The sequence below is a fragment of the Paractinoplanes ferrugineus genome (assembly GCF_016862195.1).
Classification (GTDB): Bacteria; Actinomycetota; Actinomycetes; order Mycobacteriales; family Micromonosporaceae; genus Actinoplanes; species Actinoplanes ferrugineus.
In genome coordinates, this window is record NZ_BOMM01000067.1 from 36,108 (window position 1) to 60,181 (window position 24,074).

Genomic DNA, 24,074 nt, shown 5'->3' on the forward strand with positions numbered 1-24,074 from the left:
GTGCCACCTCCGCCGTCAGCATACCCCGGGGGGTACCCGGCTGCGCGGGTCCAACATACCCCCAGGGGTATGCTTCGCGTCCAGGGTGACCTGCGCCGCACACGCCGGCCGCAGCGGCTCACCCGCCGACCGGTGCGGGCGGACTCGCTCACCAAGATCATTTTTGGCGTTGCCTGTCCGCCCCAGGTCTCTACCTGAGAGACGGTGCTGCCGCCGGCCGCAGATCGAAGCTCGATCCGGATCACGTGTTGCCTCCGGCACGTGCTGAAGGCGGTAGAGAGTGGTTGTCGTCGGGTGAGAGGACGAGAAGGCATGGACGTGTATGAAGCTGTGGACAGTCGCCGCGCCGTGCGGGCGTTCAGTGACGAGCCGGTACCGAGGGAGGTACTCGAGCGCGTGCTGACCGCTGCGACGCGAGCTCCGTCGAGTGGGAATCTCCAGCCTTGGCAGGTGTATGTCGTGACCGGTGCGCCCCTGGCCGAGCTGAAACGGCGCGCGACGGCCAGAGCGCTGACGGGCGACCCGGGTGATGAGCGGGAGTATCCGATGTACCCGGCCGCCCTGGTCCCGCCGTATCTGGGCCGGTTCTCCGCTGCGGCCGCCCAGCGCTACGCCGCGCTGGGAATCGAGCGGGACGACCCCGCCCGGCCCCTGAAGATCGCCGCCTTGAACACCGGAGCATTCGGGGCCCCCGTCGTACTGTTCTGCTACCTCGACCGGGCGATGGGGCCCGGGCAGTGGGCCGACGCCGGGATGTACTTGCAGACGGTCATGCTGTTGCTGAGGGCTGAAGGATTGCACAGCTGCCCGCAGGTGATGTGGACGATGTATCACAAGACCGTCAGCCAGACCGTCGGCACCGATGACGAGCTCTTACTGTTCTGCGGTGTCTCGGTGGGCTTCGAGCAGGACGGCGTGCCACGGCTGCGTACCGGGCGGGCGGACATGACGGAAACCGTGAGTTTCATCGGCGGGTGACCCGGGCCTGGCGGTCCCGCTCCTCGCCGCGGTCTGCACCGGATGCGGGCAGGCGCACTCGTCCCGGATGTCGGGCCGGCGGATACGGTTGGGCGCTCGGCATCGCTGCCGTCTCGTAATCGACTCCTCTCTCGAAGGCGGGGGCATGACCAGCGCGGACGCTACCCAGCTACCCGTGGCTCAGCAATGGTTCCGCTTCAGCACTCTGGACGAGCGCACCACCCTCATCGAAGAGCCGCACGTCGACGAGCTGCTCAGCGCGAACGCCTGGCATCTGCGCGGCCGAGACAGCGACCTGCTCATCGACTGCGGGCTCGGCGTCACCGCGTTGATCCCGATCCTCCGCGAGCGTTTCGATCGCGAACCCGTGCTCGTCCTGACGCACGCGCACCTGGACCACATGGGCTCGGCGCACGAATTCGCCGAGGTCTGTGCACACCCGCTCGAGCAGGCCGGCCACCCGGCACCAGGCTCGTTGCTCGGCCCGGTCCTGGCCACCGAACTCGGCCTGACCGGACCACTGCCGCCACTACTGCTCACCGCTCTCCCGCACACCGGCTACCAACCCGCGGCATACCGGGTGCAGCCACCGACGGTGACCCGGGCACTGACCGACGGCGACACCGTGGACCTCGGCGACCGGACTCTCACCGTCCTGCATCTGCCCGGTCACAGCCCCGGCAGCATCGCCCTGTTCGACCCGGCCGGCGGCACGCTGTTCAGCGGAGACGTCATCTACGACGGCGGCCTGCTGGACTCGCTCCCCGGCGGCGACCCAGAGGCGTACGCCCGATCCTTGCGGCGGCTGCGCGACCTGCCGGTACACCTGACTCATGCCGGGCACGGACCCAGCTTCGGCCCGGACCGCCTGCATCGGCTCATCGACAACTACCTGCAAGCCGAAACGCGGCGCCGCGCCGCCGGGGACCCGCGTTCCGCACACTGACCGACGTGCAGGCAACCGACCGGAGCGGGGCCCTCCCGACGACGAGTTGCAGGCCCGCACGCACACCCCGGCGCGTTACCGCAGTGATGCCCGCTATGCCGTCGGGCCCTAATAGCCCTCGAGCCGGACGTCTTCAGCATCGCTCCGTGCGTGCTCACCCTCCACCGGACCGAACGCGGGGCGCTCCTGCGCCGGCACAAGGCTCCCCTTGCCGCTGCCGACGAGGTCAGCCGGCTGATGCGGGCCGGGTCTCGAGCACCCCCGCCTCCGAGGCCTCGAGGATCAGTGCGGCGAGGTCCTGGTGCGAGCATCCGATCTCGGCGAGGATCGTGGCGAAGTCGCGTTCACCGTCGGCCTTTTCCAGGAACGCGCGCCAGTACGGCTCGTCGTCGTCGAGGACGAACTCGATGGAGCCCTGGACGGCGAGATAGGTCGTGCCCGCCGCCGATCGGAGCAGCAGCGTTCCCTCGGTGAGCGCCGGCCGGCCGGCGAGGTCGACGTCAGTGCGCTCGATGGTTGCCTCCGTGGCCGCGACGACGTCCCATTCGGCCATCGGCAGCACTTCAACCGACTCGCGGACGGGATTCGTCACCAGCGGGGGCGGTTGTTCGTTCAGCATGACCTCGAGCTGGCCGAGGTTGACCAGACGAAGCAGGAGGTCGACGCTGTCGCGCGAGGCACCCCCGGCCATCGAGCCGAGGAGCGAACGCACGGCGTCCCCGTCGAGGAAGGTACGGCCTCCGTTCGTCGCCAGGGCCTCCTCGGTGAGGGCGTTGTCGTCCTGGGTCAGCGTACGGATGAGCATCTCGTGGGTGTAGCGCTCGCCCTCGCCGTAGAAGAACGGGACCTTCGGGCGGTCGACGATGTAGTCGGGGACGATGCCGCGCATGGCTTCGCGGAGAATGCGCTTGTCCCACAACAGTGCCCGGCGCCGTGCCGGCGGGATGGCCGTGACCAGCTCGACCAGACGGTGATCAAGGAACGGTACGCGGGCCTCGATCCCGCTGCCGGCCGCCGTGCGGTCCTCGTGCCAGACGTTGTACTGCTGGATCTTGTGGTATTCGAACGCCAGGTAGGCCTCGTACGGGTCGGACAGGGTGCCCGCCGACAAGGCGTCGATCGCGGAGTCGGCCAGCACCGCAACGGGCAAGTGCTCGTTCCACAGCAGCGCGGCGCCGCGGGACCCGAGGGCGCGGCGGCGGTGCATCTGCGCGATGTTCGCCGAGAAGTCGTCCCAGTCGCCGCCGTTCGCGTAATTGGTGGTGTAGCCGCCGTTCATCTCGTCGCTGGCCGCGCCGAGCAGCATCGCCTTCAGCTCCGGTCGCACCTGCTTGGCATAGCGATGCAGCTCGTGCCGATAGTAGATCTCCGCCCCGCAGAGGGGAGTCTCGGACAGCCAGAGCAACCGCTTCCACGCCGCCACCGACGGGGTGTGCGTCGGCCCGAACAGCACCTGGTGGTGCGTGACTCCGAGTTGCTCGGCGGCCCGGTAGGCGTGCTCGGCGTCGCCGTTGAGCACTGTGCTGCCGGACATCACCGAGAAGGTGTGCAACTCGACGGTGCCGGCGGCGAGTGCGGCCACCGCCGTCGAGTCGATGCCCCCGCTGAGGAGGAGGCCGACCTCGGCATCGGCCGACGCGCAGTCGACGACGGACTGCGCGAGGAGCTCGCGATACTCGGCGATCAGCGCGGCGTCGTCGTGCGGTACCTCACGACCGGGGCCGGGGAAGGTCCAGTAGCGGTGGTCGCGACGGCTGCCGTCCGCGAGGTCCACCTCCGTGATGGTGGCGGCGGGGATCAGGCCGATGCCGTCGAACCAGGTTGTGGGTTCGCCGTCGAGGAGTTGAGGGGCGGCGCTGAGCATCGGTTGGGACAGGGCGGCCGCCCAATCCAGCCGCCGCGGGGTGCCGGGATCGGCGAAGAGGGCCTTGATCTCGGACGCCAGAACGATGCGGTGCCTGTCCTGGTGGAAGTAGAGCGGCTTGATCCCGAACCGGTCGCGTGCCAGGACCAGGCGGTTGCGCCGGCGGTCGACGATGATGATGGCGTACATGCCCTGAACCTGGTCCAGGAAGCGCAGCCCATCCTTCTGGTAGAGATGAAGGAGCACCTCGCAGTCGGAACGGGTCCGTAGTGTCACCCCGGCCGGGAGCCGGGAAGCGAGATCCTTGTGGTTGTAGACCTCGCCGTTGGCGATGAGCGTGACCTGCCCGTCCGCGCTGGTGAACGGCTGGCCGCCGAACTCGGGGTCCATCAGCGAGAGACGGGTGAAGCCCAGGCCCGCCGGGCCGAGAGGCTGAATGACCATGTCGTCGGGGCCGCGGTGGCTCAACATGGTGGTCATCCGGCGCAGGACCGCGGTCGACCCGTCATCGAGCGCGACGCCACCGAAGCGGGCCAGCCCAGCAAGGCCACACATTTCTCGCCACCCCTATTTCCTGTCGATTATGCAATTCCGGTCCGGCGTGGAAACAGAGAGAGGTGGCGCCGCGCTCAAAGACGCGCGGCGCCACACATGTCATCTTCAGGACGGGCCACGAAGAACGTTCTTGTGGTCCACCGGCCGCGGCTTCAGGTACTTCTTCATATTGGTCACCTCCCTGACATCTTCGCCACAAATTGTGGCGCTGATGAATCGGACTATATGGGGGTCGATCCGGAGGGGCAATGTTTCGGCAATCCCCGAACGGTGCCTGCGGGTCCGGGCCGGTGAGAAATGTCAAGCATTCGGCTGTCACCGAAAGTGGGGTCAATGCGGGGGAGGGGCATCCTCGTCGCCGAGGTACTTGAGCAGAGCCATACCGGCGCCGTCGAGGGCGTAGATCACCCGCACCCCGTCCCGCCGCTTGTGGACCACGTCGGCCGCCACCAGCGTCTTGAGATGCTCGGAGATCGTGCTGGCGGACAGTCCCAGCGACTCGGCCAGATCGGAGGTCGTGGTCGGTTCGGCCAGGCCCCGGAGAACGGCTGCCCGGCCCCGGCCGAGCAGGAGTGCCAGCCGGTCGTCGTCGGACGGGGCTCTCGCCGTGCGCGGTTTGGCCAGCAGTGCCGCGCCCCGGGCCTGATAGGACACGCCCACCACGCCGGCCGGCTCGACGACGCACCGCGTCGCCCGGCGACCGAACAGCATGGGTACGAGGATCAGCCGTTCGTCGCACTCCACGGTCGCCGAGACAGCGGCCGTGGAAAGCGTCAGCACAGGGCGCTGCCAGCGCAAACGGCTGTCCACGGCGGCCAGGACGGCGTCCGTGCCCTCGGTGGCGAGCCGCTGCGCCCGCTGCGACACGTCATTACGCAAGGCCATCCGCATCGACGCCCAATACGGCTCCAGTGCCGCTTCCCAGTAGTCGAGCACGGCCTCGGTCAACCAGGTCAACCAGGCCGACCCGCTCGTACCGGGCGGCATCGGCGAACCTGCGATCAGGTCGGCCAGACGGTCGGACCCGGCCTCGGCCAGCCTGCCGACCATCGCCTGCAGCTCCATGTCGATCGACCGCTCGATCGTGCTCGGCACGGGGGTCAGCTCCTGCGGGACCTGGCCGTGCAACCGGCGGATCCAGGTGACCAGCGCCGCTCCGGGACGGCCGGCGAGCGCCTGCTCCGCATTTCGCCCCCATTCACTGTGCGGCCACGAAGATGCCCGCCCCCAAGCCAGGCTCGACAGACTGCCGAACGTCTCCCACAGCGGACTGAGGGAGATGCGCAAGTGTGAGAGAGCCACCGGATCGGTATTCACCTTAATCATCCGGAGCCCGACCGGGTGGTACGCCGCCGCATCGACATGTACCTTTCCTTCCGTCGCGATCATCGTACCTGCCCGAATCGTGCGGGCAACGCACCGACGTATTTGCGGCATTGACACCGGCCGACCTATCGGATATCAACAACGCCATAACGACGATCAGCTGGATGGTGCCTATGCACACCGACTTGCAGCCGACAGCGGTTTTCCGTCCGCGGGTGGACGTTCGGGTCCGCCTCACCCGGGACGGTTACTTGGTGGCCCTGCCCGACGCGGAGACATTCGCACTGCCCGAGGTGACCTCATTCATCTGGCGTGCGCTCGACGGCAAGCGCACGGTGGCCGGCGTCGCGTCGATGGTCGCCGATGAGTATGCCGTCGACTCGAGCGAGGCCCTTGCCGATACGCTCGAGGTGGTACAGGCGCTGCTCGAGATGGGTGTGCTGAACGACCTCACGCCGGCCGCGACACCGCCGAATCCCCGATGGGAGGCTTCGTGACGTCCGTGGACCTCGGAGTGGAGCAACTGTATGGCGCGCTGCGGGAGAAGGAGCTCGTCCCTGACTCGTGTCGCGCCGTCTTCATCGGCGGATCGGTGGCCCGCGGCTGGCAGCACTCCCGAAGCGACACCGACCTCTACCTCGTGTCCGGTGAGGCGTGGGAGGGCGAGTCCGACGGCTTCAACACGGTGGCCGTCGATCCCGCGTCCGTCCCGACGAATGTGACCTTCGTCGACGGCAACAGGATCGAGCTCCGGTACTGGCAGGAGAGTCAATTCGATCAGGTCCTCGCCAAGGTCACCTGGGATGCGTACCAGAACGCCGATTCCTTCGGCCAGAAGCTCAGCCAGCATGAGGCCGCACTGTTGAGCCGGCTCACCAGTGCGCTCGTGCTCGTCGGCGACGAGTGGGTCACCCGCCGGCGCGAGGAGGTCGCGGCCTCGGCTTTCCGCTCGATGCTGGCGCTGCGCTGCCTTTCCGAGGCGGACTCCTGGGTGCGGGACGCGCTCGGCATGACCGAATCCGGCGACTTCGCCTCGGCTGTGCTCGCCGCGCAGAACGCGCTGGCCGCCTCCGCCGACGCGTTGAGCCTCGGCAGCCACGAATACAGCATCGAGCCGAAGTGGCGCGCTCGCCGGATGGAGATCATCGGGTCGCCGATCCTTCCGTTCGACCGGTACTGGGAGCTGGCCACGATGCGGACGTACGATCCGGCGAACCCCACCGCCTGGATCGAATCGGTTCTCGAGGTGTGCCGCGAGGTCGCTCTTGAGGTGGAGGTGTGAGCCGGCGCGGGGCGGTCAGTCGGTGAGGCTGCCCCAGCGGGGTGGCCGGCCCGTCTCCAGCACATGCAGGATCTCCTCGGCAACCCGGCGCCGCTGGCTCAGCTCGGACTCCGCGGACAGGAACGCGCGGTGGGAGGTGACGACGACGTTCTCGAACGGCAGCAGCCTGCGGTTCCACTCGTGGTCGTTGGGGTCTTCCGGGGTGAACACGTCGCTGGCGTAACCGCCGATCCGGCCCTCGGACAAGGCGGCGTGCACGGCCTGCGGGTCGACCAGTCCACCGCGCGCCGGGTTGATCAGGAACGCGTCGCTCTTCATCTCGCGCAGGAACGATTCGCCGACCAGGTTGCGGGTGTCCTCGTCGAGCAGGCAGTGCAGGATGACGACGTCGGCCTGGTGCAGCAGGTCCGGCAGGGTGTGACGCTTCTGTACGCCGTACCCGATCATGTGGTCGCCGTGCACGTACGGGTCGTAGCCGATGACTTGGCCGTAGAAGCAGCGGAGCTTCTGCGCGGTGGCCTTGCCGATCCGGCCCAATCCGATGATGCCCGCCGTCAGGCCCTGCAGACGACGCGGGTACCCGCCGTCGTAGATGTCCCAGTGCCCGCTCTTCAGGTGGTTGTTCTGCAGGCAGATCTGCCGCTCGAGGGCCAGCACCAGGGACAGGGTGTGTGTGGAGACCTCGTCGACACAGTAGTCGGGGACGTTGAACCCGAAGATGCCGTTCGGCTTCAGGAACGGCAGGCCGATGTTGTCGTAGCCGACACCCTGCCGGCCGATCACCTTCACCTCGCCGCGGATCGTGGCGAAGACCTCCTCGGTCATCTGCGCCCGGTAGATGGCGAGCGCGGACGCACCTTTGAGGTTGTCGATGAAGCGTGGGCCGCCCTTGACATACGCGCCGTCCTGGACGACGCCGAAGCGCAGCTCGACCTTGTCACCGAAGACTTCGTTCTCGATCGTGGCCAGCGCCGGATTCACCGCTCCGTCCGCCAGCGCCCAGAACGGGTCGGTGTAGACGACGACGGGTTTCATGCTCCTCCTAGAAGACGATGGTCTTGACGGTGGTCATCTCCTCGATGGCGAACCGCGCACCCTCGCGCCCGAGGCCACTTCTCTTCACACCGCCGAACGGGATGAACGGCGACTCGAACTGTGGCCCGTCGTTGACGATGACCGCCCCCGACCTGATCCGGTGGGCGGCCTCGAACGCCCGGTGCAGATCGGCGGTGAAGACGCCGGTCTGCAGGCCGTAATCGCCGCTGTTGATCCACTCGATGGCCTCGTCGAGGCCCTGGACCCGCACGATCGGCGCGCACGGCCCGAAGGTCTCCTCGCGGACCAGCGCCGAGTCCTTGGTGACGAAGTCGAGAACTTGAGGTCCCAGCACGGCGCCGTCGCGCGGTGAGCCGTGCAGCAGGACGGCGCCGGCCTCGACCGATTCGTGTACGCGCTCCTCGACGACCCGGGCGGCCGCGTCGTCGATCAGGCAGCCGATGTCGTTGTCGTCGCGCCGCGGGTCGCCGAAGCTCAGCTTGCCCGCCTCGGCGACGAGCAGGTCCGCGAACCGGTCGGCCACGGACTCCTGGACCAGGATGCGCTTGACGCCCCGGCAGGACTGCCCGGCGGTGGCGAACGCGCCCTTCGCGGCGGCGTCCGCGGCGGCGGCCAGGTCGGCGTCGTCGAGCACGATCAGCGCGCCGCTGTCCCCGAGCTCGAACGTCGTCCGGATCATGCCCGCGTTCCTCGCGATCCGCTCGCCGACCGCCCGGCTGCCGGTGAACGTGATCATGTCGACGTCCGGGCAGGTCACCAGCGTCTCGCCAACCTCCTGCGGGTCGCCGGTCACCAGCGAGACCATGCTGGGCGGCAGTCCGTTCTCGATCAGGCACCGTACGAACCGGGCGGCGCTCAGCGGGGTCTTCTCGGACGGTTTGAGGATCACCGAGTTGTTCGCCGCGATGGCCGGCGCCAGTTTGACCACCACCTGGTTCAGTGGCCGGTTGAACGGGGTGATCGCGCAGACCAGCCCGACGGGCACCCGGATCGTCACCGCCAGGTTGCGCTTACGGTCGGCGGTCACGTCGGTCGGGATGGCCTCGCCGGTGATCCGCCTGGCCTCCTCCGCGCACACCTCGAGCAATGTGACGGCGCGCCGGACCTCCTTACGCGCCTCCTTCACCGCCGCGCCGCACTCGTCGACGATCTGCGCGACGAACTGCTGCTCCTGGCGGCTGATCTGCGCGGCCGTGCCGCGGAGGATCTCCGATCGGTCCCAGGCGGTCAGCGTCGACTCGTACGCCTTGGCACAGCGGGCCGCGAGCAGGGTCTGCTCCCGGGTGGCGCGAGAGGCGTAGCCGACGATCTCCCCGCTGAACGGGTTGTGGACGGCGATCCGGTCCGGTGTCTCGATCCATTTGCCGTCAATCAGCAACATGGCGGTCGGCACTCCCTCGTCGTGTGCTCGATCATCGGCCGGGCCGGGCCGGCTTGGCGAACCAGTCGTCGCGCAGGCGGAAGGCCTTGGCCGTCATCGCGCGGAAGATCTCGATGTCGCTGCCGCCCAGGTCCGCGTATTTCTCGACGATCCGGTGCTCGAGTGCGCTGATCCCGGCGCCGTGCTGGCCGCGGAGCTTGGCGTTGAACAGCAGATGGAACGGCAGGAACGACTCGGCGGCGGCGTGCATCCCGGCGACCATCAGCGGGAACTTCCAGAACAGCTTCTCCACGTCGGTGTGCTGAGCTTCGTCGAAGCCGTCCGGGCGAGTGCCGCCGGCGTCCACATAGGCGACCAGGTAGTCGTGCACCCAGGGCAGCTGCAGTCCCCAGTTGTCCCGCGGGCCGGCACGCTGGGAGATCAGCTCCAGCATCAGCTCCGCGTTGCGCGAGCTGATGCTGAGCCACTGGGGATCGACCCCCAGAAGATATTCACACACCCCCGGACGCAGGAACGGGAAGCGAGCCTCGATCGGTCCGCGCTCCATGAAGATGATGGAGGCGCGGCGCATCATGTTCTCCCAGATGTTGTTGATGAAGAGAAGACGCGCGGCATGACCGGACTGAACCTTGTGCGGGGTCTTGAGTTCCTTCCAGCTGTCGTAGGCGCCCAACAGCTCGTCGACCCCGTGCCCGCCGATCGTCACCTTGAACCCGTCGGCTCGCATGGCCGGCGCGAGGTAGTAGTAGATGGGCAGAGGATAGACACTGAGCGCCTTGATGTTGCGCATCTCGAAGAGCCGGATGATGTCGGGAAGGTCGTCGACGAGTTGCTCGGCCGTCGCATGGATCTCTTTGTGGACGAGGCCGATCTCCCGGAAGCCCTCGGCTGCGGCCCGCGCCCGATGGATATCCGGCGAGTCGAACCCCTCCACCGAGAACACGTACGAGGTCGGCTCGTAGGAGACGTTGCCGAAGTCGATGTTCGACAGGACGTAGTACGTCGTCATCAGGCTGTCGATGCCACCGGAGAGCATCGTGCAGATCGGGACGTCACCCATCGTCCGGTTCCGGGCACTGCGCTGGAGCAGTTGATGCAGCTCCCGGCCGATCTCGAGGATCTCCTGGTTCTTCTTGATCGGCTCGGCCTTGTAGAAACAGGTGGTCTTGAGCTCGAACGTGTCGAGGTCCAGCGTGAGGTAGTGGCCGGGGACCAGCTCCTGGGCCTCGTTCAGGTCGACCCGGTCGAGGGTGAGCAGCCCGCTGAGCTGGCTGGAGAACAGGAACGTCCGGCTCTCCCGGTCGTAGTAGTAGAAAAGCGGAACCCGGCCCGGCCAGTCGCGGGTGACATAGAGCTTGCGCTGGTCGCGGTCGAGGATACCGAGGGCGAACATCGCATCGATGTCACGACGCTTCAGGAAGTCGATTCCGTCGGCCTCGTAGAGTTTCAGGAAGACCTCGGTGTCGCCGGTCGTCGTGAAGGAGGAACCGGCGAGGTGATGCGTTTTGTGTTCGGCGAAGTTGAAGAACTCACCGTTGAAGACCAGTGATACGGGGCGGACGCCGGAATCGTAAGGCTGATCCGACTGACCTTCCGGTACGCCGGCCTTGCCGGAATCCTTGACGAGATGTCGGCGGCTGCCCAGAACCACTTCTCCATAGGTCCGGACCGTGATTCCGTCATCACCTCTCCGGATGTTCTCGAGGGCGATCAGAGCTTCCTGTTCAGAGATTCCGATTCCGCCGAAAATTCCGCACACAACTGCTCCTTCATGTGTCGAGGCGAATTCGGCCGCACCGGTCCGACTCGGTGGCGGTTGAGGCCGTGGTGGGGTCCGGATCATCCGGGAAGCCCCATAATTCCGGCGTGGACGACAGAATTCGCCCACCCTCCCGTCCCCCCGTACGGGCGATACTCGTGACCGCATGTGGAGACCGGCACGGCCATGTGCCAGCGGACGACGCGGCGTTCGGAATCGATCGGAGCCACTGTCATACGACCACAGAAGCCATAGCGTGACAAGGCAGTCCTGGCTCGCCGGGTGGCGGTGAATCGGTCGGCCGCCGCATTTCCCGTGGTGGTGGCCGCACTCCCCCTATCGGGAGGCGGTGCCAAATGTCCGGGCGCCCCGATCGCGCCGCGGGCGGCACCCGCCTCGCGAACCGGAAGTTGCGATGTGTGGCCACATCGGACCTTGACGATACGAGCGGTGGAGATGTTAATCTCCTTCAGATCAACCGGCCTGGTCAGAACGAGTCCGGTCAGGTGGTTCTGCGACAAACAGTGCGGATACCGGCGATGCGGATATCTGTCCGATCGTCTTTCCTGTTCATGGCGGACGCTGGGCACGGGGAGTGGAAAGCGTCGGTCAGTGGCCTTGATCGGAACCGGCTCGTATTCGGAAATGGCGCGGAAGCCTCTCAGCCCTGGAACGCCGGTGGCCGAGGGCACGGCACCGGAACCCCGCGCGGCCGGCCGGGGCCGTTGCGACCCAGGCCAGACCCGTACGAAGGGACCCGTTCATGCCAGTCGAACCCGTCGCCGTGTCCGATCTCCCGGTCATGATCCTCACCGGCCCGCCCGGCGCGGGGAAGTCGACCGCGATGCGGACCTTCCGCCACTCCTTTCCCGGGCTCGATCACTTCGGGGTCCGGGTCTTCTTCCAGCGGCAGATCGAGCTGGGCACACCGCTGGGCGTGCGCGCCGCGGTGTTCCACGAGAGCCGGGTCTGGCACCCGGACGAGATGATCCTCGAGGGCATCGCGCTCTGGCTGGACCAGACACTGCCGGACGCGACCCGCATCGTCTTCGAGAGTTTTCCCCGCAACGCGTCGCAGGCCCGGGCCGTGGACGGGCTGCTGGCCGAGCGGGGCCTGCGGGTGAACCGCGTGGTCTCCCTGGACGTGCCCGACGAGATCTGCGCCGCGCGGGTGACCGGCCGCGAGGTGTGCGTGGAGTGTGACACCATCGTGGCCGACGCCATCCCGGTGCCCGGATCCGCCTGCCCGCACTGCGGCCGGGAGTTGGTCCGCAGACCCGACGACGACCGGCCGACGTTCCTGCGGCGCCTGGCCCGTCAGCGTCAGGGTGCGGTGGAGTTGCTGGCCCATTACGAGGCCCGCGGAGTCCTCGTGCGCGTCGACGGGACCCGGCCCCCGGCCGAGGTGGCCCAGGCGCTGCTGGAGGCCGCGCGTACCGCACCCGACGCGGCACAGCTGAAGGGCGATCCGGAGAATACGGCAAAGGTGGCCGGCTGATGGCGGGCTCATCGGACGGCAAGCCGCTGCACTTCAACCTGTTCAACAACGGCAGCGGTCATCACGAGGGGGCCTGGCGTCTGCCCGGCAGCCACCCGCTGGCCAATCTCGACATCGAGTACCACGAGAGGATGGCCCAGCTCGCGGAGTCGGTGAAGTTCGACTCGGTGTTCCTGGCCGACCATGTCGCCCTCGACGGCGCGGGGTACCGCCCGGCCGGCCGGCTGGACCCGCTCACGGTGCTCACCGCGGTGGCCCGGGCCACCCGCCGGATCGGGCTGATCGCCACCGCCTCGACCAGCTACAACGAACCGTTCAACCTGGCCCGCCGGTTCGCCTCGCTGGACGTGATCAGCGGCGGGCGGGCCGGCTGGAACATCGTCACCACCGCGGGCGACGCCTCGGCCCGCAACTTCGGACTGGCCTCCCAGGCCTCCCATCTCGAGCGGTACCAGCGTGCCGACGAGTTCGTCGCGGTCGTCGAGAAATTGTGGGACAGCTGGGAGGACGACGCCGTCGTCGCCGACCGCGAGCGCGGCGTGTGGGCGGACGAGTCGAAAATTCACCCCATCGAGCACCAGAATCACTTCTACGCGGTACGCGGCCCGTCGAACACCCCACGCTCGCCCCAGGGCCACCCGGTGCTGGTGCAAGCCGGTTCGTCGGAGGACGGCCGCGACTTCGCGGCCCGGCACGCCGAGGCGGTCTTCACGGCCCAGCACACGCTCGCCGACGGTCAGGCGTTCTACGCGGACCTCAAGCGCCGCGTCAAGCTGGCCGGCCGGGACCCGGACGAGGTGAAGATCCTCCCCGGGATCGTGCCGGTGATCGGGTCGACCGAGGCGCAGGCGCGGGAGCTGAGCGGCCAGCTGGACCGCCTGGTCTCGGCGGAGTCGGGCCGCAACCGGGTGGCCCGGCAGTTGGGCCTGGACCCGGCTCTGTTGCCGCTGGACGAGCCGCTGCCCGACCACCTGCCGACGGTGGACGACATCGAGGGGGACAAGAGCCGGTTCACGCTGATCGTCGAGCTGGCCCGGCGCGAGCGGATGACCGTGCGGCAACTGGTCGAACGGCTCGGCAGCGGTCGTGGGCACCGAACCTTCGCCGGAAGCCCGGAGCAGGTCGCGGACATGATCGAGGAGTGGGCGCGCGAGGGCGCGGCGGACGGCTTCAACATCATGCCGGCCGCGCTGCCCTCGGGGTTCGAGCTGTTCGTCGAACATGTGGTGCCGATTCTGCGGGCCCGCCGGCTGATCCGTTCCGAATACACCGGCACGACCTTGCGCGAGCACTACGGCCTGTCCCGGCCGCGGAGCCGGTACGCGGCCGACGGTCCGGCGGGGGAGCGGTGATGGAACAACTCGACGAAACGGGACGGCACGTGGCGGCAGGTGATCGTGGTGAGCTCCTCGACCGGCTGATCGGGTTGATCGAGGCGGTCCGCCCCGGGCACCCGGTGCGGGTCGCGGTCGACGGCCCGCCCGCCGCGGGCAAGACCATGCTGGCCGACGAACTGGCCGCGATCCTGCGGGCCCGGGGACGTGCGGTGATACGCGCGTGCGTCGACTACTTCATGTTCCCGCGGGAGGTCCGTTACCGGCGCGGGAAGTCCTCGCCGGAGGCCTGTTACCAGGACTCCTTCGACTACCCGGCGCTGCGCCGGGTGCTGCTCGAGCCGCTGGGCCCGGGCGGGGACCGGCACTATCGGAACGCGGTGTACGACTGGGACAACGACGCCCCGCTGTCCGGGCCCGCGGTTCTCGCCCCCGCGGATGCCGTGCTGCTGCTCGACGGTGTGTTCCTGCAGCGCCCGGAGCTTGCCGGCCAATGGGATCTGAGCATCCTCGTGATGTCCGCGGCCGAGCGTCTGATGGAGCGGGCCCGGGTCCGCGATCTGGCGCGGCTGGCCACCGTCACGGAGGTCGAGCGGCGATTTCGCATCCGCTATCTCCCGGCGCAGGAGATGTACTTCGCCGAGGCCGGCCCGGCCGAGAACGCCGATGTCGTGGTGTACAACGACGACGTCCAGCGACCTCACTGGGCGGTACGGGTGCCGTGAGCCGAGCACCACGCTCGATGACGCCGGCGGCCCTTGCGCGTAGCGGCGCGACGGGCGCCCGTCGCGGGTTCCCCGGGTTGGTCCCGGCGGAACCCGCGATCGAGGAGGGCTCCGGTCAGGCCGGCAGGCGCTCGGCCGGTGCGTCGGGAAGGGTGTCCGGCGCGGCCGCTTCCAGGGCCGCGGCCACCTCGGCCGGCGGGGCGGTCCCGTCGATCCGGACGACCACGCCCTGAGCCTCGTAGTGGGCCAGCAACTGTGCGGCGTTCTCCCGGTGCTGGTTCAGACGCTTGCGGAACTGCTGCTCGTTGTCGTCCGGGCGGTGGACCAGCGGTCGGCCGCACTGCTCGCAGGCCGAGCCGGGGACCGGGATCGCCTCGGCCACCGGGGTGTCACAGACGACACACACCTGGCGGTTGAGCACGCGGTCGGTAGCCACGTCGTCGGGCACGTCCATGTAGACCACGCGGTTCACCCGCAGCCCCCGCTCGGCAAGGACGCGGTCGAGGTCGGCGGCGTGCGACCGGTTGCGGGGATACCCACCCTCGAAGATCAGGCAGGTGGCGGTCGGCAGGTTCTCGTCGATCCAGCCGGGCAGTCCCTCGATGACGAGTTCGTCCGGCCACCAGCGGTTGGGGCCGGCCAGTTCCAGGGCCCGCAGGCCGAGCTGGGTGCCCAGCTCGGCCTGCCGTTCGAAGAAGACCCGGACCCCGAAGTGGACGAGTCCGGGGAACCGGCGACGGAACGCCTTCATGGCGGTGGACTTACCGGCTCCCGGCGGGCCGGTCAGGAACATCACGGGGATCGTGGCGTGACCATCGGTCGCGGCCGCGCTGGCGTGGGTGGTCGGCACAGGTGAACCCTTCGCTCGGGGAAACGTCGATCGTCGCGGACAGCTGCGGGCACCACTACCGTGCCACGACAAGCCTAGTTTGCGGTCTTTCGTACCGCGGCGACGGCAATGGTGGCGTAAGGCATGGCGAAGCTGCCGCCCATCCGGTCGATCGCGTCGCCCACCGCGCGCAGCACCTCGGCCAGGCGCTCCGGCGTGAGTTGGGCCAGGGCGCCCTGGGTGGGCAGAAGTTTCAGCCACTCGGCCCGGGTGAAGGTCCGCTCCCAGCCGAAATGCCACTGTTCCACCTCGCCGAAGCCTCCGGTCCGGCCGATCCCGTCGGCGATGGTGTCGAACATCGGCTGGTAGAGCTCCAACGGGGAGCGCCGGCGTCCGTCCGGGGAGAAGGCGGAGGCGTACGCCGCCTGACGGTAGGCGTCGGCGGAGCGCAGCGTCCACGGGGGCAGCGACATGCCGGCCGCGTCGGCCACCTCCGGCGGGGTGAGCGAGGCGTGGTGGAAGACCGCCAGCAGGCCGCGCTGGCGCAGGACCGTCGCGGCCTTGGCGGCCCCGGCGATCGGGTCCACCCAGTGCCAGGCCGTCCCGGCGACGACCGCGTCGAACGTGCGGCCGGCCGGTTCCCACTCCTCGAACCGACTGACCTCGACCGGCACACCGGTGCCGCGGGCGAACTCGGCCAGCTGCGTGTCCGGATCGACTCCGAGCACACTGCACCCGGCCGCCTGGAACTGCCGAGCCTCGATACCGGTGCCGCATCCGGCGTTCAGAACATCCCCTCCGGGGATGGCTTCCGCTATTCGCTGGATCAGAGCTTGCGGGTACGCCGGGCGGGAGTCGTTGTAGTGGGCCGCGTCTCCACTGAAGTAGGACCCGGCACTCTTCCGCTGCGCTCGACTCGTCATTTCCACTCCAGACTCGCTTGCTGAGTGATGATCGTCATTCGGGTGGCGCGGCCGGATAGCTCACGAAGGCGAACGCGGAGCTGTCGGCGGACCAGCTGTTCGTGTCCAGCGAGCCCTGGCCACCGGCCACTGTGGCCACCGTCCGGGCCGCGGACCAGTCGTCGAGCGCGACGATGCGCACGTCGATGCGGACGTTCGGCGGATGGCCACGGGTGCCCGCCGGGAAGGCGATGTAGGTGGCCCATCTCCCGTCCGGTGATAGGTGCGGGAACCAGTTCACCTCGTCGTCGAAGGTGAGCTGTTCGAGCCCGCTACCGTCCGGGCGGATGCGGGCGATCTGGGCGTGCCCGTCGAACATCTCGGTGTTGAAGTACAACCATTCGCCGTCCGGTGAGTACTCACATCCGTCGGAGTGCCCGGGCCCGCAGGTGAGCCGCCGGTAGTCCCGGCCGCGCGCCGACACCGTGAAGACGTCGCCGTGGCCCTCGCCGGGCCGCTGCCCCGGGGGCAACCCGATGAACGCCAGCCGGTCGCCGCTCGGATGGACGCCGTGCAGGAAGTGCAGCACCTCGGCCGCGGGATCGTCGGTGATCAGCTCCGCGGCACCGCCCTCGACCGGCGCCCGGTAGATCTTCCGGTCGTAGGCGGACAGATAGATGTGCTTGCCGTCGGGGTCAGGCAGGTGGTCGTTGTTGACCGGGGGGAGCCCGGTGAACGGGACCTCGTCGAGCCGCCCGGTGGCCGGCGAGAGCCGCCACAGCCGGCCGCCGCCGTTGAGGACCAGGTCGTCCCCGCCGGACAGCCAGTTCGGTGACTCCAGCCGCAGCCGGGATGTCGCGAATCGCGCGACCGGCGGCTCGCCGGGGCCGGCGGTCCAGATCCGGCAGATCTGTCCGGGCTGAAGCTGGCGCATCGATACCCCCGTCTCGGTGTTACCGGAGGACGTGATCGTCCGGTAGGCCCGTCGTGCGCCCGCTCGTGCCGGTCAGCACGTCCTGCGGGGTGACCAGGCGCGGGTTGTTGGCGGCCCGTCCGGAGGAGAGGTCATCGCGCCAGTCGCGCAGCGGTATCCGGAAGTTCCGCAGCCCGTGCAGATCGAGCAGGCGATCGATCAACTCCTCCACCGGCACGCCGATCGCGCCCAGGCACCGCCGCCGCAGATCGGCGACGAGCAGCCGCAGCGCCTCCGCGCCGTCGGGATGACGGGTGTCGATGTCGGTCGCCGCCGCGTTGTGGCCGATCAGCCAGCGCAGATGCAGCCCCACGGCGGCGCCGTGCGCGATGCCGTGCCGGGCCGTCAGGGCGTACGACAACGCGTGCGCCGCCGTGGTCCGGGTGATGTTGATGGCGGCGCCGGCCAGCGCGGCCCCGTGGGCCAGTTCGGTCCGTAGCCACGGATCGGCGAAGCTGCCGTGCCGTGTCGCGCTGTCCAGCGCCGGCAGCAGCGTCTCCAGCGCCAGGATCGCCGTGCGGCGCGACTCGGCCGTGGCCGCGACCGCCCACGCCGACTCGATCGCCTGCGCCAGCGCGTCCAGGGCACTGGCCGCGGCGGTGGGTGCGGGCACCGTCGAGGTCAGGTCGGGGTCGATCAGGACGTGGTCGGCGAGCGCGCTCGGATGGTCCAGGGAGAGCTTGCGCCGGCCGGCGTAGACGGTGGCGAAGCTGGTGAGCTCGCTGCCCGAGCCGGAGATCGTCGGGATCTGCACCAGCGCGACGGCCCGGTGTGCCGCTATCGCGCCGGGATCGAGCAGGTACGCGCCCGGGTCGCCGGGCGACTGCGCGAGGACCGCGACGCACTTGGCCACGTCCATCGCGCTTCCCCCGCCGATGCCGACGACCGCGTCGGGGCCGTAGTCCCGGGCCAGCGCGACCGCCTCACGTACCTGTCGCAGCTCGGGATTCGGGTGGACGCCGCCGTAGTCGCGCACCTCGGCGTCGAGGTCGTCGACGGCCGCCGCGGCCGTGCCCGTGCGGAACGAGCGGCGGCCGTGGACGACGAGCACCCGCCGGGCGGCGCCGAGCACCTGCTGCAGATCGCGTACCGCCCCGGGGGCCAGCCGCACGCGGCTGGGCAGCGCCGCGTCAGCCGTCGGCACGGGGGTCGCCCGCCGCCAGGCTCTTGCGGAAGCGGTCTCCGATCTCGGCGACGCTCACGTTGGACGAGGCCCGGTCCCCGGCGGGCCCGCCCGGGGAGCCGGTGACCACGACGACCGAGGGCCCATCGGTGTCCAGTGCGCTGCGCAGGGTCGTGCGCAGCCGCTCGATCGAGTCGGCCCGCCAGGCGTTGCGGTAGCCGCAGGCCCGCGCCACCGCGGCGAAGTCGACCCGCCGGCCGCCGGTCGGCTGGCCGCCGGTCGAGTCGTAGACGCCGTTGTCGAAGATGACGTGCGTGAGGTTGGCGGGAGCGAGATGGCCGATGGTGGCCAGTGAGCCCAGGTGCATCAGCACGGCGCCGTCGCCGTCCAGGACGATGAAGCGGCGCTCCGGCTGGGCCAGGGCCGCACCGGCCGCGATGCCGGCGGCGTGCCCCATCGAGCCCTGCATGTAGAAGTTGCGCTCGCTGTCGCCGAGGTTGAACAGGCTGCGCGACAGATAGCCCGTCGTGCTGAGGAGGCGAGCGTCGCCGGCCTCGGCGAGCACCGCCGAGACCACCTCGTCGCGGGTCGGCGACGGGCGGGCCGGAGCCGATGGGGTGTCGGCCCGTGCGTCGTCGGCAATGGCGCCCTTGGCGACCAGGATGAAGGCCGGCCGGCCGTGGTCCAGGGCCGAGCGTGCCCACTCGAGCAGGTCGCCCAGGGACGGGCCGTCCGCGGTGAGCATCCGGTGGGCTACGCCGAGCGAGTCCAGCCAGCTCGGGACCACCTGGCCCATCCAGTGGTGCTGCGGTTCGCCCGGGTCCGCGACCGGCCAGCCGCGCATGCTGACCATCACGGTCATCGGGATGCGGTACGGCAGGACCAGCGAGGTGAGCGGATTGATCATGTTGCCGAAGCCGGAGTTCTGCGCCAGGACCAGGGACAGCCGGCCCCCCAGTTCCGCGCCGGCGGCAATCGCGATCGCGCTGCCCTCGTTGACCGCGGCGACGTATCGCGGCCCCTCGCCTCGGGCCAGCAGTCGCAGGGGCCCCGCGAAGTAGGAGCAGGGGACGCCGGTCACCAGTCCGTAGTCGTGGGCGGCAAGCAGGTCCAGCATGCTCCGGGACGCGATCACCACGTGGTGGCTCGGGTCAGCGGCGCGGCGAGGGGTCGGACGGTGCCGGTCATGGATGTCCTTCCTGCGGATGTCGGTGCGGTGCGGGTCAGTACCAGAGCCGGTCCTCGGCGACGTAGCGGCCGAGGCCGCCGGCCGGCATCGCGCCCAGGGCGAACCGGACCTCCGGCGTGGTGGAGCCGGCGATGCGCAGCATCAGCAGGCGGGTACGCGCCTCGGCGCTCAGGCTCAGCTCGATGCCGGGGATGACGTAGGCGGAGTCACCCGGTTCGAGGCGGGCCGCGAACGGCTCGTCGTGGTGGTGCCAGTGCACGGTCAGCGGTTCGTCCCCGAGGACGAACAGGTACTGATGCTGGTACGTCGGTGGCAGCGGGGAGTCCGCCCGGGACGTCAGCACCTCGACCTGCAGGCTGGTGGTGTGCGGGTGCAGCGGGTCGCCGGCGAGTTGCGTGAAGCGGTACGCGGGACCGGCCGGTCCGGGATGCTCCCACGTCGGTGCGGCGCCGGCGGGCTGCAGCCGTACGTCGTGCTCGGTGGTGGTGTGCGGGACCAGTAGCTCCCGGACGGACACGCCGAGCGCCCCGGCCAGCGCCACGAGCTCGTCCCAGCCGGCCCGGCCCGGTGTCGCGCCCAGCTGTGAGATCCGCTCCCCGGTCAGGCCGGAGCGGCGCGCGAGTTCCGGCACGGTCACGAGCCGGGCCGCCATCAGCGCCCGCAGCATCGCCCCGTGATCGCCGGGGGTCAGCGCGAGCGAGCCGGTGATGGCGTGGCCGAATGCGGACAGCTCCCGCTGTGCGTCTCCGGTGAGCTCACCGCCGTAGGTGAGGGCCAGAATGTAGGCGGGCTCGGTCGCTGAGCGCGCGGTGAACGAATGCGGTGCGAAGGGGAGCCCCCACACCGAGTCACCGGTGCTCATCGGAACGCAGAACGACCGGTCACCGCTGCGGTAGTAGTAATTGACCGGCCCGACAAAATAGGTGAACTGATAGAGCAGATGCCCCTTGTTCCAGTTGACCGAGGGATTGTCGGGGTCGTTGTCGCCGACGACGCGGAGCATTTTGATCCACTCCGGCCGATAGGATGCCAGCCGGGACATCGCGGTGTCCCGGTACTCGTAGTACGGCCCGCCGCCGCGCTCGATGATGCGCGAGCTCGCCAGCGACTCCTTGGCCCGGACCACGCGCAGCCCGTGCTCGGTGTCGTCGTGGATGGGCAGCAGGTCGCGCTCGTTGAGCGGCCATGCGCGGGTGGCCCGGCCGACCAGGTCCCAGGTGATCGGGAGCCGGCCGGAGGTGTAGTCGGCGAAGCTGCCGGCCGGCAGTCCGAGGTCCGCCTCCGCGGACACGTCGTTGCGTTTGAGATCGTTCGCGGCCGCGCGCAGCAGTGCGGCCGCGCGGGCGGCATAGGCCGGGTCCGGACCGGGTTGGTCGGCGATGCTCATGACGGTGGCCTCCGGCCGTGTCCGATTGCTCCGGCGTAGACGTCTTCCAGCTGGTCGAGGTAAGCGTCCAGGGAGTAGCGCCCCTCGATGTGGCGGCTGCGCTCCTCGCGACTTGCCTCGGTCTCCGGCTCGGCCAGTAAACGGGCGAGCTCGGTGACGACGTCCGGCGACTCCAGGGCGTACGCGCGGATGTATGGGGGGACCGCCAGTTCGCCGAGCCCACCCGAGTTCGGCACGAACACCGGGGTTCCGCAGGCCGCCGCCTCGATGGCCGCGAGGCCGAAGGGCTCGGACGGGCTGCACATGACGACCGCGTCGAGATCACGGAAGACCTCCGGCATCACCGCCAAGGGCTGGAAGCCGAGGAACCGGGTGCGCTCGTGCACGCCTAGCGAGGCCGCGAGGCGCTCGAGCTTCGGTCGCTCGGTGCCGTCGCCGACGATCCGGGCTTCGAGGCCGGGCACCTCTTCGGCGAGGTCACGAGTGATCTCCAGGAACCGGTCCCCGCGCTTGTACGAGACCAGCCGGTTCACGAAGCCGATGCGGGGCCGGTGGGCGGCCGCGGTCCGCGGGCGGTGTGCGAAGCGCCGCGCGTCGTAGGGGTTCAGGATCGCCACGTGGGCCGTGTCCGGGAGCAGGTGCCGGCTGGTGTTCTCCAACACGAACCGCGAGATCGAGATCACCGCGGCTGGGGAGCGGTCGTCCTGGAACCGGTGCCGGCGAGACCGCTCGGCGTCGAGATAGGGCACCTCGGATCCGTGGCAGGTGGCGACGACCGTCTGCCCCAGCTTCAACGCCGCGCTGGTCAGCAACCACAGATGCTGGGAGTGGACGAGCGCCGGGCCCCACGCGCCGATCACCCTGTCGAGAGCTCGCTCCCAGATGCTCGTGACCTCGGCCAGGCTGTCCGGCGACATCTGGCTGTAGAGGCGGGAACTGCACGGGTGCCCGGTGAAGGAGGGGAACTCGCCGGCCAGTTCGTCCGCCTCGAAGTGCCGGATCCCCGGCGGTAGTTCGACCTTTGTCCCGCCGGGCGGCGTCAGCAATGCGATTTCATGACCGCGCCGGGAGAGGCCGGTGGCCAGGGCCAGAACATAGGTTCCGCTGCCGGATCCGTGAATGGGCGTGTGGTTGGCGATGAGAATGCGCACGGTGATATGCGCTACCGCTGTTGCGGCCGAGTCGCCGACTCGTCGGAAGCAGTGCTGAAGAATGCTATTCCGGTTTCTCCGTCGCTGTCCGCCGTGTCAGTAAACGGCTCGTCCCGGTCGATCTCCATGCTCGCACTGTAAGCGACGGTCATCACTACCGCTACCCCGTTTCCCCGGTGGTATTTCCCTTGTCCAAGTGTTTGCCTCGGGTGCTTCCGGGGATGCGGTACGGCACCTGGATCCAGGATCAGGGCCGAGCCGGCCCGGGTTGCCGCGCGGGCGAGTGATGAGCGCCACAGTGGACTATGATGTCTTGACCGGGGCCGGTACCAGCCACGCTGGCCTGCGTAAATCCCTGGATCAGGCTCGGTGGTCGGGAGACCCTGCCGCGCGGCGGGCCGGGCAATGCAGGGCCTGGCGGGCGAGCGCCGCGCGCTTCCGGTGGTGCGAAAACCGGCAACATCGGCGCAACATCTGTCTAACCAACGTGGAGTCTCCGGCGGCCGAGGAATAGGGGCTTGCCGATGCGTAACGGGGTGTGGCAGGCTGGCGAAGTCGTATGGACTTACCTTTACCGTGAAAACGACGGTCCTCCGGTGTCGTGGCGCTGCATTCCGGCGCACGACGTGAGGAAATGGCGGACGAGTATTCGTGAATCTCAAACGATACGAGCTGACACCGCAGATGCGGGATTACGACGCGATGAAGGATCCGGCCGAGCGTCGTTACGTCCCGTACCTCATGTACTTCCACCGGACCGATTTCGCCTCGCCGGCGGTCAACACCGACAGGTCCGGATTTCGGATCAGCACCGGGCCGGACGGGACGAGGGCGTCGGCCGCCGGCCACATTCCGCCGGGACCGGTGCGGATCCTCGCGGGCGGCTCCACCGCGCTCGGCGTCGGAGCCTCAGCGGACTCGGCCACCCTGGCGTCCCTGCTGTGGAGCTCGTATGCCCCCTCGGGGCCGTGGCTCAACTTCGGCAGCTACTGCTTCAACCCCACGCAGGAGGTACTGCTCCTGGCGTTGTACCGGCACCTGCTCGGCGAGATCGAAGAGGTCGTCATCCTGTCCGGGATCAATGCCGTCATGGTGGCCCGGTTCCCCGAGTGGCAGCAGGGCGACCACGGTGCCTTCTTCTTCTGCGGTGACTACTACGAGAAGATGGCGGAACTGCGCGGACGCCACCGCAAGGGCTCCCGGCTCTTCGGCCGCCGCGGCGTGACCCCGACCATCGCGACGCTCGACGACGCGCGCCATGACGTTCCCACGGTGATCGGCGCCGGGGTGGAGACCACCCTGCGCCAGCTCGACCTGTGGCGGCGCATCGCCGGGCCGCGGACCCGCATCTCGTACGTCCTGCAGCCGATGACCAGGTGGATGCCGTACGCCCTCGCCCCGCAAGAGCGGGTTCTCTTCGCCGAGAATGACCGGCTCTCCGAGCTGGGGCCGTGGGAGGACGTCTACGCCGACCTCGCCACGATCGAGTTCGGCCAGGCCTACGCCGACGCGCTGCGGGCCGGCTGTGCGAAGCAAGGCATCCAGTTCTTCGACCTGAACCCGGTCGTGGCGCAGGTCGCCACCGAACAGGACTGGATGTTCGTCGACCGGGTCCACTACAGCGACGCCGGCCACGACATCGTCGCCCGGGTCACCGCCGAGACACTCGGACTCTCTTAGCCAGGCGCCGGCGGCCACGACCGCGCGGTCCGTGCACTGCCCGAGGAGGTCAGCGACATGTCCCTCATCCGCAAGATCATCGACAAGTTGTTCCGGCGCAAGGGCCGCGGCAACCGGAAGAAGGACGCATCGATCT

At 69.1% G+C, this 24,074-nt stretch carries 20 protein-coding genes; 8 read left to right on the forward strand and 12 right to left on the reverse strand.

Going from position 1 to position 24,074, the window contains the following annotated elements:
- Positions 1-312: 312 nt before the first annotated feature.
- On the forward strand, positions 313-978 hold the full coding sequence (locus Afe05nite_RS36230) for a nitroreductase (protein WP_203821821.1): 666 nt from the start codon (positions 313-315) through the stop codon (positions 976-978).
- 145 nt (positions 979-1,123) lie between these two features.
- Entirely contained in the window at positions 1,124-1,924 is an 801-nt protein-coding gene (locus tag Afe05nite_RS36235; protein ID WP_203821822.1) for an MBL fold metallo-hydrolase, read from the forward strand.
- A gap of 226 nt (positions 1,925-2,150) precedes the next feature.
- Here the strand turns inward: Afe05nite_RS36235 and asnB are convergent, their stop codons facing one another.
- Together asnB and Afe05nite_RS36245 are read right to left on the reverse strand one after the other, a co-directional pair.
- On the reverse strand, positions 2,151-4,343 hold the full coding sequence (gene asnB, locus Afe05nite_RS36240) for an asparagine synthase (glutamine-hydrolyzing) (protein WP_203821823.1): 2,193 nt from the start codon (positions 4,341-4,343) through the stop codon (positions 2,151-2,153).
- Positions 4,344-4,673: 330 nt separating this feature from the next.
- Positions 4,674-5,645, reverse strand: coding sequence for an ArsR/SmtB family transcription factor (locus Afe05nite_RS36245; protein WP_203821824.1), 972 nt, complete (start codon positions 5,643-5,645; stop codon positions 4,674-4,676).
- Between the two features lie 278 nt (positions 5,646-5,923).
- Here Afe05nite_RS36245 and Afe05nite_RS36250 point away from each other — a divergent pair, with 278 nt between their 5' ends.
- Positions 5,924-6,166 carry a PqqD family protein gene (locus Afe05nite_RS36250; RefSeq protein ID WP_203821825.1) on the forward strand — a complete coding sequence of 81 codons (243 nt, stop codon included), beginning with the start codon at positions 5,924-5,926 and terminating at the stop codon, positions 6,164-6,166.
- Positions 6,163-6,951, forward strand: a complete 789-nt coding sequence (locus Afe05nite_RS36255) for a hypothetical protein (RefSeq protein ID WP_203821826.1) — start codon at positions 6,163-6,165, stop codon at positions 6,949-6,951. Before Afe05nite_RS36250 ends, Afe05nite_RS36255 begins: the two co-directional genes overlap by 4 nt.
- Before the next feature lie 15 nt (positions 6,952-6,966).
- On the opposite strand, the gene Afe05nite_RS36260 is transcribed toward Afe05nite_RS36255, so the two are convergent.
- The 3 genes from Afe05nite_RS36260 to Afe05nite_RS36270 are packed head-to-tail and all read right to left on the reverse strand — an operon-like array spanning position 6,967 to position 11,315.
- On the reverse strand, positions 6,967-7,986 hold the full coding sequence (locus Afe05nite_RS36260) for a C-terminal binding protein (RefSeq protein WP_203821827.1): 1,020 nt from the start codon (positions 7,984-7,986) through the stop codon (positions 6,967-6,969).
- A 7-nt stretch (positions 7,987-7,993) separates the two neighbouring features.
- On the reverse strand, positions 7,994-9,388 hold the full coding sequence (locus Afe05nite_RS36265) for an aldehyde dehydrogenase family protein (RefSeq protein WP_203821828.1): 1,395 nt from the start codon (positions 9,386-9,388) through the stop codon (positions 7,994-7,996).
- A gap of 31 nt (positions 9,389-9,419) precedes the next feature.
- Positions 9,420-11,315, reverse strand: a complete 1,896-nt coding sequence (locus tag Afe05nite_RS36270; RefSeq protein ID WP_498371348.1) for an asparagine synthase-related protein — start codon at positions 11,313-11,315, stop codon at positions 9,420-9,422.
- 595 nt (positions 11,316-11,910) lie between these two features.
- On the opposite strand from Afe05nite_RS36270, the gene Afe05nite_RS36275 reads away from it, so the two are divergent.
- Genes Afe05nite_RS36275 through Afe05nite_RS36285 form a run of 3 tightly spaced genes read left to right on the forward strand, consistent with a single transcriptional unit; the run spans position 11,911 to position 14,704 of the window.
- Positions 11,911-12,645, forward strand: coding sequence for an adenylate kinase family protein (locus Afe05nite_RS36275; protein ID WP_203821830.1), 735 nt, complete (start codon positions 11,911-11,913; stop codon positions 12,643-12,645).
- Positions 12,645-13,997, forward strand: coding sequence for an LLM class flavin-dependent oxidoreductase (locus Afe05nite_RS36280; RefSeq protein ID WP_203821831.1), 1,353 nt, complete (start codon positions 12,645-12,647; stop codon positions 13,995-13,997). Before Afe05nite_RS36275 ends, Afe05nite_RS36280 begins: the two co-directional genes overlap by 1 nt.
- Complete coding sequence (locus Afe05nite_RS36285) at positions 13,997-14,704, forward strand: nucleoside/nucleotide kinase family protein (RefSeq protein ID WP_239118458.1); 708 nt, start codon at positions 13,997-13,999, stop codon at positions 14,702-14,704. The genes Afe05nite_RS36280 and Afe05nite_RS36285 overlap by 1 nt, the downstream gene beginning before the upstream one ends.
- A 115-nt stretch (positions 14,705-14,819) precedes the next feature.
- Here the strand turns inward: Afe05nite_RS36285 and Afe05nite_RS36290 are convergent, their stop codons facing one another.
- The 7 genes from Afe05nite_RS36290 to Afe05nite_RS36320 all read right to left on the reverse strand — a co-directional run bounded on the left by Afe05nite_RS36290 (position 14,820) and on the right by Afe05nite_RS36320 (position 22,258).
- Positions 14,820-15,554: an adenylate kinase family protein gene (locus Afe05nite_RS36290; RefSeq protein ID WP_203821832.1), complete on the reverse strand. Its 735-nt coding sequence runs from the start codon at positions 15,552-15,554 to the stop codon at positions 14,820-14,822.
- Positions 15,555-15,628: 74 nt separating this feature from the next.
- Positions 15,629-16,456: a class I SAM-dependent methyltransferase gene (locus tag Afe05nite_RS36295; protein ID WP_203821833.1), complete on the reverse strand. Its 828-nt coding sequence runs from the start codon at positions 16,454-16,456 to the stop codon at positions 15,629-15,631.
- Positions 16,457-16,490: 34 nt separating this feature from the next.
- Complete coding sequence (locus Afe05nite_RS36300; protein ID WP_203821834.1) at positions 16,491-17,369, reverse strand: TolB family protein; 879 nt, start codon at positions 17,367-17,369, stop codon at positions 16,491-16,493.
- A gap of 19 nt (positions 17,370-17,388) precedes the next feature.
- Positions 17,389-18,552 carry an iron-containing alcohol dehydrogenase gene (locus tag Afe05nite_RS36305; RefSeq protein ID WP_203821835.1) on the reverse strand — a complete coding sequence of 388 codons (1,164 nt, stop codon included), beginning with the start codon at positions 18,550-18,552 and terminating at the stop codon, positions 17,389-17,391.
- A complete protein-coding gene (gene aepY / locus Afe05nite_RS36310) occupies positions 18,539-19,648 on the reverse strand; it encodes a phosphonopyruvate decarboxylase (RefSeq protein WP_203821836.1) in 1,110 nt (369 codons plus the stop codon). Before aepY ends, Afe05nite_RS36305 begins: the two co-directional genes overlap by 14 nt.
- A 106-nt stretch (positions 19,649-19,754) precedes the next feature.
- Positions 19,755-21,107 (reverse strand): helix-turn-helix domain-containing protein, encoded by a 1,353-nt coding sequence (locus tag Afe05nite_RS36315; protein ID WP_203821837.1) that lies wholly within the window; start codon positions 21,105-21,107, stop codon positions 19,755-19,757.
- Positions 21,104-22,258, reverse strand: coding sequence for a glycosyltransferase family 4 protein (locus tag Afe05nite_RS36320; RefSeq protein WP_203821838.1), 1,155 nt, complete (start codon positions 22,256-22,258; stop codon positions 21,104-21,106). Before Afe05nite_RS36320 ends, Afe05nite_RS36315 begins: the two co-directional genes overlap by 4 nt.
- A 651-nt stretch (positions 22,259-22,909) precedes the next feature.
- Between Afe05nite_RS36320 and Afe05nite_RS36325 the strand changes: the two genes are divergently transcribed.
- Positions 22,910-23,938: an SGNH/GDSL hydrolase family protein gene (locus tag Afe05nite_RS36325; RefSeq protein WP_203821839.1), complete on the forward strand. Its 1,029-nt coding sequence runs from the start codon at positions 22,910-22,912 to the stop codon at positions 23,936-23,938.
- Positions 23,939-24,074 lie beyond the last annotated feature (136 nt).

Coding starts and splice junctions, on each gene's coding strand:
- Afe05nite_RS36230 (WP_203821821.1), top strand. CDS start 313: ATGGACGTGTATGAAGCTGTGGACAGTCGCCGCGCCGTGCGGGCGTTC.
- Afe05nite_RS36235 (WP_203821822.1), top strand. CDS start 1,124: ATGACCAGCGCGGACGCTACCCAGCTACCCGTGGCTCAGCAATGGTTC.
- asnB (WP_203821823.1), bottom strand. CDS start 4,343: ATGTGTGGCCTTGCTGGGCTGGCCCGCTTCGGTGGCGTCGCGCTCGAT.
- Afe05nite_RS36260 (WP_203821827.1), bottom strand. CDS start 7,986: ATGAAACCCGTCGTCGTCTACACCGACCCGTTCTGGGCGCTGGCGGAC.
- Afe05nite_RS36265 (WP_203821828.1), bottom strand. CDS start 9,388: ATGTTGCTGATTGACGGCAAATGGATCGAGACACCGGACCGGATCGCC.
- Afe05nite_RS36270 (WP_498371348.1), bottom strand. CDS start 11,315: ATGCGGTCACGAGTATCGCCCGTACGGGGGGACGGGAGGGTGGGCGAA.
- Afe05nite_RS36275 (WP_203821830.1), top strand. CDS start 11,911: ATGCCAGTCGAACCCGTCGCCGTGTCCGATCTCCCGGTCATGATCCTC.
- Afe05nite_RS36280 (WP_203821831.1), top strand. CDS start 12,645: ATGGCGGGCTCATCGGACGGCAAGCCGCTGCACTTCAACCTGTTCAAC.
- Afe05nite_RS36285 (WP_239118458.1), top strand. CDS start 13,997: ATGGAACAACTCGACGAAACGGGACGGCACGTGGCGGCAGGTGATCGT.
- Afe05nite_RS36295 (WP_203821833.1), bottom strand. CDS start 16,456: ATGACGAGTCGAGCGCAGCGGAAGAGTGCCGGGTCCTACTTCAGTGGA.
- Afe05nite_RS36300 (WP_203821834.1), bottom strand. CDS start 17,369: ATGCGCCAGCTTCAGCCCGGACAGATCTGCCGGATCTGGACCGCCGGC.
- aepY (WP_203821836.1), bottom strand. CDS start 19,648: ATGCTGGACCTGCTTGCCGCCCACGACTACGGACTGGTGACCGGCGTC.
- Afe05nite_RS36315 (WP_203821837.1), bottom strand. CDS start 21,107: ATGAGCATCGCCGACCAACCCGGTCCGGACCCGGCCTATGCCGCCCGC.